The sequence below is a fragment of the Moorena sp. SIO3I8 genome (genome assembly GCF_010692325.1).
Lineage (GTDB): Bacteria > Cyanobacteriota > Cyanobacteriia > Cyanobacteriales > Coleofasciculaceae > Moorena.
Map to the genome: position 1 here is coordinate 30,100 of NZ_JAAHHW010000049.1, position 14,361 is coordinate 44,460.

Consider the following 14,361-nt stretch of genomic DNA (forward strand, 5'->3'; position numbering starts at 1 on the left):
AAACTAAACTAAACTAATCTACTTAAGGGTTCCCGCTGGGATGCCTAAAATATCTTCAATCTTGGGCATTTCTTCGATAGGAATCACCCGTCCTTCATCTTCAAATCCAGCGATTTGATCAAAATTCAAATACTGATACAAATCACTAGCAAAGGGATTAATTTTCTCGGCTACAATTGACTGATACTCTTCAGCGCTGGGAATCCGACCTAACAAGGCACAAGCTGCTGCTAATTCAGCAGAACCCAAATAGACTCGGGCACCTTTACCCATACGATTATTAAAATTACGAGTAGAGGTAGAGAATACGGTGGCTTTATCAGCAACCCGAGCTTGATTCCCCATGCACAGGGAACATCCAGGCATTTCAGTCCGGGCACCAGCTATGCCAAAGATACCGTAAACCCCTTCTTCTTTGAGTTGTTTCTCATCCATCCGGGTAGGGGGACAAATCCACAACCGAGTGCTAACAGGGGGTTCCCCTTCTAGGACTTTGGCAGCGGCACGGTAGTGTCCAATATTGGTCATGCAAGACCCAATGAAGACTTCATCAATGCGATCGCTTGCGACTTCAGACAACAATTTCACATTATCTGGGTCATTGGGAGCCGCTACAATCGGCTCAGTGATTTCATTCAAGTCAATCTCGATAATTTCAGCATACTCTGCATCTGGATCTGCTTCCATCAGTACCGGATTTGCCAACCATTCTTCCATCTTGGCCACTCGACGCATGATCGTACGGGCATCGTTATAGCCTCGTGCCACCATATTTTTCAGTAGGGCGATATTGGAACGCAAATACTCAGATACTGTTTCTACTCCTAGCTTAATGGTACAGCCAGCACAAGACCGTTCTGCACTAGCGTCAGTAAGTTCAAAGGCTTGCTCAACTTTCAAATCGGGCAATCCTTCTATTTCCATAATCCGTCCCGAGAAGACATTTTTCTTATTCTTCTTCTCTACCGTCAGCAACCCTTGTTGAATAGCCACATAGGGAATAGCATTGACAATATCCCGCAATGTTACCCCTGGTTGCAATTCACCTTTGAACCGCACTAACACAGATTCGGGCATATCTAAGGGCATGACTCCCAAAGCGGCACCAAAGGCCACTAATCCAGAACCGGCAGGGAAGGAAATGCCTAGGGGGAAACGGGTGTGAGAGTCTCCACCAGTGCCTACGGTATCAGGTAATAACATCCGGTTCAACCAAGAGTGGATAATGCCATCCCCAGGACGCAAGGCTACACCAGCACGAGAGGCAAAGAAGTCGGGCAATTGTTTATGGACTTTGACATCAACGGGCTTGGGATAAGCAGCAGTATGGCAGAAGCTTTGCATGACTAGGTCGGCACTGAAACCAAGACAAGCCAGTTCTTTTAATTCATCCCGAGTCATGGGTCCTGTGGTATCCTGGGAACCAACTGTAGTCATGATCGGTTCGCAAGAGCTACCTGGACGAACACCCGGTAAGCCACAGGCTTTACCGACCATCTTCTGGGCTAAGGTGAAGCCTTTGCCTGTATCTTCTGGTATGCTTGGACGGGTAAACAGGGGACTTGGTTCTAATCCCAAGGCTTCCCGGGTTTTATCCGTAAGCGATCGCCCAATCAGTAACGGAATCCGTCCACCAGCACGGACTTCATCGAGGATCGTATCGGGTTTGAGGGTAAAGGTGGAAATGACTTCCCCAGCTTGGTTAGTGATTTCACCATTGTAGGGATGGATAGTAATCACATCCCCAGTTTCCATTTTTGAAACATCGCACTCAATGGGCAATGCACCAGAATCTTCAGCAGTGTTGAAGAAGATCGGGGCAATTTTGCCACCTAAGATATATCCCCCAGCTCGCTTATTGGGAACATAGGGGATATCTTCACCGATATGCCAAAGTAAGGAATTAATTGCGGATTTCCGGGATGAACCAGTACCAACAACATCCCCAACATAAGCCACAGGATACCCGTTTTGTTTTAATTTAGCAATAGTATCTAAAGCCGACGGTATCCGAGATTCCAACATGGCCAAGGCATGTAACGGAATATCTGGGCGAGTGGTGGCGTGAGTGGCCGGGGATAAGTCATCGGTATTGGTTTCTCCGGGTACCTTAAATACAGTCACAGTAACTGCTTCCGGTAGTTTGGGACGCCCGATGAACCAAGCAGCATTGGCCCAAGCATCGATGACTTGCTTGGCGTAAGGATTGATATCGGAAATTTCTAGAACATCATTGAAGGCATCAAAGACAAGTAATGTCTTACTTAGGGCAGTAGCGGCTTCGGCTACTAAGGTGGTCTGATCAGACTGGAGTAACTCAACTAGGGATTGGACATTGTAGCCTCCGACCATAGTACCCAATAGGTCTACAGCACCCTGGGGGGAAATTAGGGGACTAGTGAGTTCTGCTTTTGCGATCGCAGTTAAAAACCCGGCTTTGACATAAGCTGCTTCATCCACTCCAGGGGGAATGCGATCGCGTAACATAGCCATTAATGCTTCTTCTTCCCCAGCTGGTGGATTTTGCAGCAGTTCACAAAGTTGGGATGTTTGCTCAGCACTTAGGGGTAGGGGAGGAATTCCTTTAGCTCCCCGTTCAGCTAGGTGTTCACGATAAGAGTTCAGCATCATAGATTTACCTGTGCGCGGGCTTCATGTAAGACAATTGTTACAAAATATTGCCCTACCAGAGTGTGGCAAGTCATCAAAGCATCAAAAATCAAAGCATCAAAAAAGCGATCGCTATGGATCGCCGTGTCTGATGTTAGAGAGTTGTGAGAGTATCTGGGTTAACTCACTAGATAGGCTGCATCTGCTTTGACTCATCTTCTAGAAGCCTGACCAAATTCTGATCACCGTTAGCTTTAGCTACCTCTAGACGATGTTCCAAAGTTTGGCGCATCGTAGCCAGATGAACTTTTCTGCTCTCATTCAAGACTTTTTGCAGCCGGTGGCGAGCAATCGATGTCTTTGCCGCTACAGTAGAAATCGATTTAGCCATTGGTTGAGAATCAGCGACAGTATTAGTTACAGTTGCATTACCAGTGCAGTAAGAAACACCACGCCATTTCAGATGATTTACCGGTGGCGGTTCAGGCATGTGTCTGGGATAGTGAACTCTCCAATTCTGAGCCCGATAAGTGCCACCAATTTCACCCTCTCTCACTTCTAGTAGAGAGGGTTCAGCGTCGTAACTTACACCACGATACCTAAGTTTCATATCTATTACCCCTCCGATTGACTAATAATAAGATCAGACTACTTTTTTCAATAGTCTTGAGTGCTTTGAATAATGTTGAGTACTGAAATATTGAGTAATGAAATCTTGAGTACTAGAATGCTGAGTACCGAAATGCTGAGTACCGAAATGTTTAGTACTGAAATGTTTAGTATTGAGTAATATGTGATCAATGTTTACTCAGCCCTGAGGTCTTGACGCACCCAGCACCCAGCACTTTTTGACTCAAACAAAACTAGTTATACAAAGAGCTACCCTCTTTTATAGCTAACACCACGATAGGTCATGTTAGCCGATGATTTACGCCAAGGATTATGCTTAATCCGGTGAACTTTCCAGCTATGACCCCGGTAAGTTCCACCAATTTCCCCTTCAGATACTTCTAGGGTAGATGGTTCACTTTGATAACTAACACCTCGGTAAGAAAGTTTCATTGCTCGAATACCTCCGATTGGATTGCTTAATGAGATTGCTTAATGGAATTGCTTAATAAGTTGCTTGGCCAAGAATTGCTTAATAAGTTGCTTGGCCAGGTGAGGAATTCTGTCTAAGGGTTAGGCAAGCCTGCCCTAGGTATTACTTTCTTGGATTCTCTACGGCTGATCTACTTCAGGACATCTGAGTTGAGAGCCACTGAGCCGACAGAGACCTCAGTGTTTATTCAATTCCAATTTTTATTTCTGTATCTATTTTGACACTTTTTTCCAAAAAAGTCAAATGTTAAGAAAAAAAAACCAAATTAGATCCTATCCAGTGATTCAGGTTATAGGCTAAGGAGGTTCTGACCAAGTTTGCTAGCTCCTCGGAAAGCACGGAAGCCCTCAACTACGCCTCTTGTCCCTAATACTCAAGAATTAATACTTAAGTATTAATTCTTGAGTATTAATGCCTAAAACTTAATATTTCTAAAACTTAATATTCCTAAAACTTAATATTTAAAACAGTAAGCTATCAGCGCTGCCTCCCCAAGACCGCGCTGCATCGCTCCTAAACTCCGAAACGTGAGTCTAGTTTACTTCTGACTTCTGACTTCTGACTTCTGACGCTAAGCGTAGCGCTATATCAGGGAGTGGGGAATCTTCAAGAGTACCCCCAAGGGTACTTTTATAGCCCTTGAGAGACATAAAACTGGATTTTTGAAGAGATTCTTGTATCTATACTAACGAAACCTTGGAGAACTTCTATGATTAGGTGCATAAAACAACCCACTTCCTCAGTGCTCAAGGTGTTTTTACTGGGCTGCTCATTGCTACTGCTGCCCTGTAGTCCTGCCTTAGCTCAAGGGTGTACTCAAGCAGAGATTAAGACTAATATCGCCAGATTCAACGATATAAACAATACAACCGCTAAAGAAGCTATAGTCCAATGTGGTCCAAAATCTGTCTATTTACTGATTGAAGCCCTGAAGACGGATAAATCTGCTGCAGTTCGGGAGGGAGCTGCTGTTGCTCTGTGGAGTATAGGAGAGGAAGCGGATCAAGCTGTCCCTTGGTTGATTAAAGCCCTAAGGAACGATGAGTCGGCGACAGTTCGTGCCAAAGCCTCTGCTGCTCTGGGATTGATGGGAGAAGCATCTTATGAAGCTATCCCTGATCTGATTGATGCACTTAAGGATGAATCTGCTGAAGTTCGCGCCAATGGTGCTTATGCCTTAGGGAACTTGGGAAAGAAAACCCATGAGGCTGTACCTCACCTAATTGAAGCCTTGAGGAATGACCAATCTGCTCAGGTTCGTGCTAACGCTGCTTATGCCCTAGGGAATAAAAAAGAGGCAGCCAAGTCAGCTGTACCTTACCTGATTGAAGCGCTAAAGGATGAAACATTCTCGGTTCGTATGACTAGCATCAATGCCCTAGAGCAGATTGCCGAGAAAACTAAAGATGTTGTTCCCCAGCTCATTGAGCGACTCAGGAACGATAAATCTGTCCTGATCCGGATTCGCGCTACCGAGGTACTAGGGGAAATTGGAGAGGCAGCTAAGGATGCTCTGCCTCTATTAATTGAGTTGCTTGAGGATAACTCAGTCTATGTTCGCTATTATGCCGCCTCTGCTCTAGGAAAGATGGGAACGGAAGGGGTTCAGGCTGTCCCTGACCTAATAGATGTCTTTTTCAAAGATGAATCTATCGATGTTCGCTATTCCGCCCTCTCTGCCGTTGTCGAAATTTCTTCTAAGGTTGGAAAACAGAGGAAGCAGCTCACCAAAGTGCAATTGGAACAATCCATACTGGAATTTGAAACAGTTATTCAAAGGCTAGAGCAAGACACGGAGAAAATTTTCCAGGATAGATGGATCGAAACCGTGCGTGGTGGTCTTGATAATCTCCAGCAAGAACAGGATTCTCGTAGTTATCAGAAAATTTTTAGCAAAGGGGTGATTATCTGGCTAACTCATATGCTGTTTTGGTTTGGACTAATACTGGTTTATCCCAAATCCCCCCAAGTCCAAGCTATCTTCTTTTGGAATCCCTCGGTGCGGAAGTTTTTTGGACTGGGGTACGTAGGCATAGCCCTAACTTGGATTCCCTTTCTACGCTCGAAGTTATTTGCCCCCTTCCAGGAATCCTTGCTGTCAGATGCAGATTTAGAAAACTTTGATGAACAAGCTTACTTTCCTAACTTGGAAGTCCAGCCCCAGGGAAGAAGTATAACGCAACCCATTCAAGAAGCAATACCGGATCTGGAATTACCCATTGTCCTGGAAGGAGAATCAGGATTAGGGAAATCGATGTTTCTACGGCACTTAGTGAAATCATCTAAGCGGATCATCGTCTATTTACCTGCTGAGAAATGCGCTAATGGCGTGATCGAAGCGATTCAAGCAAAACTTCATGGATTCGCCCAAGACTCTGGTTTCTTGCGAGACCTGATTTACAGTGATGCCATTGATATCTGTATTGATGGACTCAATGAAGTCACTCCAGACACACGAGCGATGATTACCACTTTTGTGGAAAGTTACTTCAAGGGCAATATTATCATCGGGACCCAATCCATGGAGTGGCAGACCCCCTCTTGCGCTACAACCTATGTACTGCAACCATTGAAACCTAAGCAGATTGAGAAATTTTTACTATCGCGCTATAAAATTATGCCCCCAGATGCTCCCATCTCGGGTATAAAGTACAAACAAGCCTGCGAAAAGTATATTGACACCGTTTTACATCAGTACCAATCAGAAGAAGAACACAGAGCTGTGCGTCGGATGCTGTCTAACCCTATGGACCTGACCATAGTGGCTCAGATGATAGCCCATGGGCAGAAACCAGACTTGCTGAATTTGCAGCAACAGCAGTATCAATATATGGCTCAGGAGTATGAACAACTCTATCTGAGAAAATTTCCCCTAGAGGCATTTGCTGAGACAGTTTACCAGATGCGCTTGCAAGATGAGGTAGCTATACCAGCTGAGAAATGGTTTGAAGAACTGATTTGCATCGAACGCCACAAAATGGTTTTGTCCCGTCTGTTTGTTGACCATGAAGGCAATGATCGAAAAGAATGGTATTTCCGCCACGACAAAATCCAGGACTTTTTCATCGTGCAGACCTTTCTAGGTGAGGGAAATGATTTGCCAAACAAGCATATCAGTGACCCTAGGTTTCGCGGTGTGTACTTCCTCTTGGCAACTCTACTGCCGTGGAATGCTGCTTGGCGCTTGCGGGAAACCTTAATTAAATACGCAGCGAATACTAAAGACCATACAGTTAGTGATACTTTTGTTCAACTGTTGTTGTCCCGACAAGCGGCATGAAGGGTTAAGTTTGAAGGTTGAAGGTTGAAGGGTTAAGTTTGAAGGTTGAAGGTTGAAGGTTGAAGGTTGAATGTTGAATGTTGAAGGTTAAAGGTTTAAAATTGAAGGTTGAAGGTTAAAGGTTTAAAATTGAAGGTTGAAGGGTGAAGGTTGTTGGTCAGAATTCTAAATTCTAAATTCTAAATTCTAAATTCTAAATTATAATTTATTAATTCTAAATTCTAAATTCTAAATTCTAAGAAGGTTAAAGGTTAAGGGTCAACAGCGACTAGAATTTCCAGGCTAGTGGGACTACTGCTTGACTCGACCTATACTGCTGATAAAAGCCCATGACTCTCTGGACATAGTCAGCAGTTGCGCCACTGTTGCAGCCAGAGGGTTTTCCTGTCATCCACCAACAGGCGGTACGGCGAACAGCAATCATTTCATTGTTGCCACTATCTGTCAATTCAATATCCAGTTCCCGTCTGATGATACAAGCCACAACACTGCGTGCTGTGGTCGGGTCCGCTTCAAATTGTGCAGGAGTCATTGCCTGTCCTGTACATTGAGATGTCCAGCTCGGGATAATGGCGGGTAAAACTTGCCACTGGCTGTACATGCCATCATTGGGACGATTGGGTGGTGCCGAAAGCCGCAGTGCTTCTACCAGAGCATTGACTTGCGGATCAAGAGTGTTGACTTGCGGATCAAGAGTGTTGACTTGCTGATCCTCTACTTGTGCGAATACTGGTGTTGACCTATGGGGCTGCTGATAAAAGCCCATGACTCTCTGGACATAGTCAGCAGTTGCGCCACTGTTGCAGCCAGAGGGTTTTCCTGTCATCCACCAACAGGCGGTACGGCGAACAGCAATCATTTCATTGTTGCCACTATCTGTCAATTCAATATCCAGTTCCCGTCTGATGATACAAGCCACAACACTGCGTGCTGTTGCCGGGTCGGCTTCAAATTGTGCAGGTGTCATGGCCTGTCCTGCACATTGAGATGTCCAGCTCGGGATAATGGCCGGTAAAACTTGCCACTCGCTGTACATGCCGTCATTGGGACGATTGGGTGGTGCCGAAAGCCGCAGTGCTTCTACCAGAGCGTTGACTTGCTCATCCTCTACTTGTGCTGATACTGGTATTGCCCACAACCCCACACTCACTATTATTCCGGTCAAGAGCAGATTTTGAAATTTATTGATTACTTTATTGATTACATTTAAAGTGATCATTTTCAGATTTATTTGATATCTAAAATTAACTGAACTAAGAATGCTACTGGTCGCGACAGTGCTCAGGGAACTATGAATAATTAATGATTAATAATGATAACCCATGCTAGGAGTTAGGGGCTTGTACTTGCAAAACGATTAATGCAGAATTGTTAAATTCTGTATCTTATGTGTCTTATGTGTCTATTATGTATGTGTATGTATGTGCCGATTCATCGTTCATCATTCCTAAGACATAGTTCCTGAGACTTAAAGAATTTTTGATAATAATCCGATGATGATGGGGACTGTGAACAATAGAGCAATAATATCTAAAATCGTGATGGCTGCGAAGCGAATTTGTTGAGTATTCATGATGCACCGTTTCCTTGAGTATTAACAGCTGACCTAAGAATGCTAGCGGTAACTTAAATCCATTTCATCGATTTAGATCACGCAAGACTGTGATTTATGACAATCTATCTATGTGATATTGATCACTAATTTTAACCAAAATACTCTATACTATTCTATACTGTAATTTATAAAGAAAAGATTAAATCGCTGTAGGGCGCTTGATAGCGTAGACCATTGGTAAGTTTTTACTAGTGACAGGACTAAAATTAGTCCCAGAGGAACTATATTATATAAGTGCTTTAAAAATTATTAACGCACCCAAAGGATTTAATATTTATTTTATGAATAAGCTTTAAATTACTGATTTTTGATTAGGTTTTGTTGAGGTTTGTTTGTCAACAGTACTAGGCAGTAAACTATGAACAAACAACCGATTATATCAAGTCCAATGAATCACTTCTAATTACCATTTCAAAAATGCTGCCTCAACCCCTTGTTCTCGCCGAATCTTACTATCCTTCTCAAACCAATCGATGATCTGCTGATGGGTCAACTCTTCCATTGCCACCCCAGTATCTTGTGAAATATGCTTCAACAGTCTGAGGGAGGAAATCGTTAAACGAGTTAAGAATTTCTCTGGGGAAGAGAGCAATGCTTGGTCTACATCAGCGGATTCTTCCGGAGTTAAGAATTGGATTGAGGATTGCTGGGAATCAGCCATAAGGGTTTTCAAGGTTGACTACATAACTTTTAAGCTATCAGCTATCAGCTAATGCACTATGTCACAGGCTAGAAGCCTGTGCCACGCAAGCTAGTTGAGGTGCTATTAGCCAAAGGCTTGTGGCCAAAGGCTGACAGCTGAAGGCTGACGGCACCTCAAGTAGCGTGCGCGTAGCGCTTAAGCTTACAGGCTTAGTTATTGGCATGTTAGTTATTTGCTGGCGCTTTGATTAAATAGCCACACTGATGCTCTCCATTATTGAGCCAGTGAGTACGCTCCACTGTACAATCTGGCAATACGGCGGCAAACATTTCCAGTTCATGACCACAGACACTGGGGTAAGATTCGGCAACGTTGGAAATAGCACAATTGTATTCAGTTAAAATATACTGCTCACTAACCCCATTATTTAAATTACCTGATTCTAGGGTGTGCCACTCTGCCATATAACCTTCTAGTCTACGTAGTTCTACCAACTTGGCTACTCGCTCTCCCACTGTACCATTCCCGATACACTCCCGGTATTCTTGAGCTTTACGTTGCCATTGCTTTTGTAAAATCGTGCTAGTCTGTTCACGACCCAAGGTTTCTGTCATGGTATCGAGCAGGGAAACGGAAAACTCTCCGTAATGATGGGGAAAGCGATCGCGTCCTTTGTGAGAGAGGTGATAGATATGTTGAGGACGCCCCATACCAATTTGAACAGCTTTGTACTCAATTAGCCCTTCTGCCTCCAATTCTTTGAGATGACGTCGAATAGCTTGGGCGCTAACCCCTATGGCTGTGGCTAACTCCTGGGCTCTTGCTCGATCCTGTTTGAGGAGATATTGTAGGATGTCTCGCTTGGTGGAAGTTTGCTGAGTAGGCATCATGGGCTTAGGAGTTGGGGAATTGGGTAACAGGGGAAGGGCACTCAGGCTTCCCTTTGGTGCTTGTCGGTACCGTTATTTCTATTTAATCTAAATTCTCTTGACTTTAACAACATGTTTGTTGTTAATATAACCTAGAATAGAGTTAAACAACAAAAACGTTGTTTTAATCCACCCAGTAACCAGATCACATCCCGTGGGCATGAGGAAGCTATGGATTTTAGTTGTAACCGGCGATAAAAGCAAGCCGCTGTCTTGATGCAGTCGCTACCCGCAGTCTACAACCTCTAACCTTCCAAGCTGCCAACCTACTCTACGGGAAAGTCAAAGGCGAACAAGCTATCACTGTGTTTGTAACTCTGTTGAATCCTTAATGATAAGAGAGCACTAAATCGATGACTGCCACTGTCAAGACATTAGTCAACCAGCCCTATAAGTACGGCTTTGTCACAGATATTGAAGCGGATACCATTCCTCGCGGACTCAATGAGGATATTATCCGTCTGATTTCCGCTAAGAAAAACGAACCTGAGTTCATGCTGGAGTTTCGCCTAAAGGCGTATCGACAATGGCAGAAAATGACCGAGCCAACCTGGCCCCATGTCACCTATCCTCCCATTGATTACCAAAAGATTATCTACTACTCAGCACCCAAACAGAAGAAGGAAAAACTCAATAGCCTGGACGAAGTTGACCCAGCTTTACTGGAAACCTTTGATAAATTAGGCATTTCCCTATCTGAGCAAAAGCGGCTGGCTAATGTAGCAGTGGATGCCATCTTTGATAGTGTCTCGATCGCCACTACCTTCAAAGACAAGCTGGCTGAGTCGGGAGTAATTTTCTGCTCGATTTCGGAAGCGTTGCAAGAACACCCAGAGTTAGTGCGAAAATACCTGGGTAGTGTTGTTCCTGTGGCAGATAATTACTTTGTTGCTCTCAATTCTGCTGTTTTCAGTGATGGTTCCTTTGTCTATATTCCCAAAGGAGTCAAGTGCCCAATGGAACTGTCCACCTATTTCCGGATTAATAATGGAGATACTGGACAGTTCGAGCGTACCCTAATTGTGGCGGAAGAAGGCAGCAATGTTAGTTACCTAGAAGGCTGCACTGCGCCGATGTACGATAGTAACCAGCTGCACGCAGCTGTGGTGGAACTGGTTGCCCTGGACAATGCTGAGATTAAATACTCCACAGTGCAAAACTGGTTCGCTGGGGATAAAAATGGTAAAGGTGGGATTTACAACTTTGTTACCAAGCGGGGATTGTGCAAGGGAGTAAATTCAAAGATTTCCTGGACTCAGGTAGAAACTGGTTCTGCTATTACTTGGAAGTATCCCAGTTGCGTCCTAGTGGGTGATAATTCCATTGGTGAATTCTACTCTGTTGCTCTAACCAACAATCTCCAACAAGCGGACACAGGTACCAAGATGGTACATATCGGTAAAAATACTCGCAGCACCATCATTTCTAAGGGGATTTCTGCTGGTAAGTCCAAAAATAGCTACCGGGGTCTAGTGAAAATTGGTCCGAAGGCCAAGGGTGCGCGAAACTATTCCCAGTGTGATTCCATGTTGATTGGGGATACAGCTGAGGCGAATACGTTTCCTTACATCCAAGTCCAGAACAACATGGGCAAAGTGGAACACGAAGCCTCGACTTCTAAAATTGGTGAAGACCAGCTATTTTTCTTCGCTCAACGAGGGATTTCAGAAGAAGATGCGATCTCCATGATGGTGAGTGGCTTCTGTAAAGATGTCTTCAATGAACTTCCCATGGAATTTGCTGCTGAAGCAGATAAACTTTTAAGCCTGAAGCTCGAAGGCACAGTGGGCTAACTAAGGTTAGCAGGTTGAATGTTGAATGTTGAATGTTGAATGTTGAAGGTTGAAGGTTGGGAGGTTGAAGGTTGAAGGTTGGGAGGTTGAAGGTTGAAGGTTGGGAGGTTGAAGGTTGAAGGTTGGGAGGTTGAAGGTTGAAGGTTGTTAGCAGGTTGAACGCGCACGCGTGGCCTTTTGGCCAAGGTTTATAGATTAAGATGTTCAAAGTTAAAGCTGATCAAATTCAACTATTATTCAACCTGATAACCTTCCACCTCAAACCTAGTAACATTCAACCTTAAACCTTAAACCTTAAACCTAGTAACATTCAACCTTAAACCTTAAACCTTAAACCTAGTAACATTCAACCTTTAACCTGCTAACATTCAACCTTTAACCTGCTAACATTCAACATTCAACCTTAAACCTTAAAGCTGATAACCTTATAACAACACTTCTGGGATAAAGCATTTATTATCAAGTCGAAATGATTAGTGAAACTAGTGAAATAATATTGTCTGTTCGGGATTTGACGGCAGATGTGGATGGTAACCAGATTCTGAAGGGATTGAATCTGGAAGTTAAAGCTGGAGAAATCCATGCGATTATGGGGCCAAATGGTTCTGGGAAGAGTACTTTGTCTAAGGTATTAGCCGGTCATCCTGCCTATGATGTAACGGGAGGCGAGGTAAGTTTCTTAGGGCAAAATCTGTTAGAAATGGAACCGGAGGAACGCTCTTTGGCTGGAGTATTTCTGGCGTTTCAGTATCCGTTGGAAATTCCTGGTGTCAGTAATTTGGATTTCTTGCGGGTGGCTTACAATTCCCGTCGAAAGCACAAGGGATTGGAAGAAATTGATACATTTGATTTTGAGGATTTAGTTGAAGAAAAGCTGGAAATTGTTAAAATGAATCCCAGCTTTCTAGAGCGTAGTCTCAATGAAGGCTTCTCTGGAGGAGAAAAGAAGCGGAATGAGATTCTCCAAATGGCACTTCTAGAACCTAAGCTGGGGATTTTGGATGAAACAGATTCTGGCTTGGATATTGATGCTCTCAAAATTGTGGCCAATGGGGTGAATCAATTGGCAAGTAGCGAGAATGCGATGATTTTGATTACTCACTACCAACGTTTACTGAATTATATTGAGCCGGATTTTGTTCATGTGATGGCAGATGGCCGTATCCTCAGGACTGGTAGCAAGGAGTTGGCTCTAGAGTTGGAATCCCGTGGTTATGACTGGGTGCTAGAAGACGAGACTGCTGAGGTGAGTGTCTGATGACTATGGAAGTTTCTGTAAAACGGGAGGTTTCTTATTTGTCGGCACTGCTAGAGCAATGTCGCCAGGATAATCCAGTTGAGATGGATTGGTTACAAGAGCTAAGTAACCACGCTAGGGGGATTGCTCAGGAATTGGCGATTCCCACCACTAAAGATGAGGAATGGCGGTTTACGGATTTGTCGCCACTGTTGCAGGAGACCTTTGAGGGTGCTGTAGCTGTTGATACAAGCACCATTGATATTAGTCCGGTAGTTTTGCCAGAGGCGGTTAACAGCCGATTAGTATTTGTCAATGGGATTTATGCCCCCGAGCTATCGTCTTTGGCTGGGTTGCCTGAAGGGGTGTTTGTGGGGAATTTGGCCGAGTTGCCATCAGAGTATCAGAGCGGAATTGCTGATTATTTGGGCAAGCAGCAGGGGGCAACCGATGTGTTTACCCTGCTCAATACCGCTGGTTTGACTGATGTGGCGGTGATCTGGTTGCCTAGGAATACTGAGGTGACGGTTCCCATTCATCTGCTGTTTGTTTCCATGGCTGATGGGGTGCCTAGGCTGTTTCAGCCCCGTTGTTTGGTAGTGGCGGAGGCCGGTAGTCAGCTGAGTTTAGTTGAAGAGTATTGGCAAGGTCAAGAGGAAAATAGCGCCCAGGGTGTTTATTTGACCAATTCCGTGACCGAGGTATGGGTTGGGGAGAATGCCAGAGTGACTCATATCCGGGTTGATGGGGAAAGTAACCAGGCTTTCCATGTCGGTAAGAGTGCGATCGCACAAGCTCGGAATAGTTTTTATAGTTCCCATGGGGTAGCCTTTGGGGGGAAGTTATCTCGCCATACTCTGGAGGTGTTTCAGATGGGTGAAGGGACCGAAACGATTCTAAATGGCTTGACCGCGATTAGTGAGCAACAGTTGGCAGATACTCATAGTGCGGTGATGTTGAATCATCCCAATGGGATCAGTAATCAGCTGCAAAAGTGCATTATAGATGGTAGTGCTCATGCGGTGTTTAATGGTAAGGTTTCTGTTCCTCAAGCAGCCCAGTTGACCAATGCAGCTCAGTTGAATCGTAATTTGTTGCTATCGCCGAAGGCTAGAGTTGATACCAAGCCTCAGTTGGAGATTACAGCTGATA

Annotated in this window: 11 protein-coding genes; 4 read left to right on the plus strand and 7 right to left on the minus strand. The window is 44.3% G+C overall.

Annotated features, from left to right (window positions below):
* Positions 1-18: 18 nt before the first annotated feature.
* From acnB to F6K51_RS19250, 3 genes are all read right to left on the minus strand, one after another.
* Complete coding sequence (acnB, locus tag F6K51_RS19240; RefSeq protein ID WP_293023028.1) at positions 19-2,628, minus strand: bifunctional aconitate hydratase 2/2-methylisocitrate dehydratase; 2,610 nt, start codon at positions 2,626-2,628, stop codon at positions 19-21.
* Positions 2,629-2,797: 169 nt separating this feature from the next.
* A complete protein-coding gene (locus F6K51_RS19245) occupies positions 2,798-3,220 on the minus strand; it encodes a DUF4278 domain-containing protein (RefSeq protein WP_075899478.1) in 423 nt (140 codons plus the stop codon).
* A gap of 269 nt (positions 3,221-3,489) precedes the next feature.
* Complete coding sequence (locus tag F6K51_RS19250) at positions 3,490-3,672, minus strand: DUF4278 domain-containing protein (RefSeq protein WP_070392931.1); 183 nt, start codon at positions 3,670-3,672, stop codon at positions 3,490-3,492.
* Positions 3,673-4,421: 749 nt separating this feature from the next.
* Between F6K51_RS19250 and F6K51_RS19255 the strand changes: the two genes are divergently transcribed.
* A complete protein-coding gene (locus tag F6K51_RS19255) occupies positions 4,422-6,992 on the plus strand; it encodes a HEAT repeat domain-containing protein (protein WP_293023001.1) in 2,571 nt (856 codons plus the stop codon).
* A gap of 268 nt (positions 6,993-7,260) precedes the next feature.
* Here the strand turns inward: F6K51_RS19255 and F6K51_RS19260 are convergent, their stop codons facing one another.
* The 3 genes from F6K51_RS19260 to sufR form a co-directional block, all read right to left on the minus strand.
* A complete protein-coding gene (locus F6K51_RS19260) occupies positions 7,261-8,211 on the minus strand; it encodes a hypothetical protein (RefSeq protein WP_293023003.1) in 951 nt (316 codons plus the stop codon).
* 799 nt (positions 8,212-9,010) lie between these two features.
* Positions 9,011-9,268, minus strand: coding sequence for a hypothetical protein (locus tag F6K51_RS19265; protein ID WP_293023005.1), 258 nt, complete (start codon positions 9,266-9,268; stop codon positions 9,011-9,013).
* 206 nt (positions 9,269-9,474) lie between these two features.
* Complete coding sequence (gene sufR / locus F6K51_RS19270) at positions 9,475-10,140, minus strand: iron-sulfur cluster biosynthesis transcriptional regulator SufR (protein ID WP_293023008.1); 666 nt, start codon at positions 10,138-10,140, stop codon at positions 9,475-9,477.
* Positions 10,141-10,532: 392 nt separating this feature from the next.
* On the opposite strand from sufR, the gene sufB reads away from it, so the two are divergent.
* Positions 10,533-11,972 (plus strand): Fe-S cluster assembly protein SufB, encoded by a 1,440-nt coding sequence (sufB, locus tag F6K51_RS19275; RefSeq protein ID WP_075899490.1) that lies wholly within the window; start codon positions 10,533-10,535, stop codon positions 11,970-11,972.
* On the opposite strand, the gene F6K51_RS19280 is transcribed toward sufB, so the two are convergent.
* Positions 11,969-12,157, minus strand: a complete 189-nt coding sequence (locus F6K51_RS19280) for a hypothetical protein (RefSeq protein WP_293023013.1) — start codon at positions 12,155-12,157, stop codon at positions 11,969-11,971. The genes sufB and F6K51_RS19280 overlap by 4 nt on opposite strands.
* 284 nt (positions 12,158-12,441) lie before the next feature.
* Between F6K51_RS19280 and sufC the strand changes: the two genes are divergently transcribed.
* Together sufC and F6K51_RS19290 are read left to right on the plus strand one after the other, a co-directional pair.
* Positions 12,442-13,230, plus strand: coding sequence for a Fe-S cluster assembly ATPase SufC (gene sufC / locus F6K51_RS19285; protein WP_293023016.1), 789 nt, complete (start codon positions 12,442-12,444; stop codon positions 13,228-13,230).
* The coding region (locus tag F6K51_RS19290) for a SufD family Fe-S cluster assembly protein (RefSeq protein WP_293023019.1) at positions 13,230-14,361 on the plus strand (1,132 nt) is incomplete at its 3' end. The genes sufC and F6K51_RS19290, both read left to right, overlap by 1 nt.

Excerpts from the sequence above, each read along its gene's own strand:
- acnB (WP_293023028.1), bottom strand. The coding sequence starts at position 2,628 with ATGCTGAACTCTTATCGTGAACACCTAGCTGAACGGGGAGCTAAAGGA.
- F6K51_RS19245 (WP_075899478.1), bottom strand. The coding sequence starts at position 3,220 with ATGAAACTTAGGTATCGTGGTGTAAGTTACGACGCTGAACCCTCTCTA.
- F6K51_RS19250 (WP_070392931.1), bottom strand. The coding sequence starts at position 3,672 with ATGAAACTTTCTTACCGAGGTGTTAGTTATCAAAGTGAACCATCTACC.
- F6K51_RS19255 (WP_293023001.1), top strand. The coding sequence starts at position 4,422 with ATGATTAGGTGCATAAAACAACCCACTTCCTCAGTGCTCAAGGTGTTT.
- F6K51_RS19260 (WP_293023003.1), bottom strand. The coding sequence starts at position 8,211 with ATGATCACTTTAAATGTAATCAATAAAGTAATCAATAAATTTCAAAAT.
- F6K51_RS19265 (WP_293023005.1), bottom strand. The coding sequence starts at position 9,268 with ATGGCTGATTCCCAGCAATCCTCAATCCAATTCTTAACTCCGGAAGAA.
- sufR (WP_293023008.1), bottom strand. The coding sequence starts at position 10,140 with ATGATGCCTACTCAGCAAACTTCCACCAAGCGAGACATCCTACAATAT.
- sufB (WP_075899490.1), top strand. The coding sequence starts at position 10,533 with ATGACTGCCACTGTCAAGACATTAGTCAACCAGCCCTATAAGTACGGC.
- sufC (WP_293023016.1), top strand. The coding sequence starts at position 12,442 with ATGATTAGTGAAACTAGTGAAATAATATTGTCTGTTCGGGATTTGACG.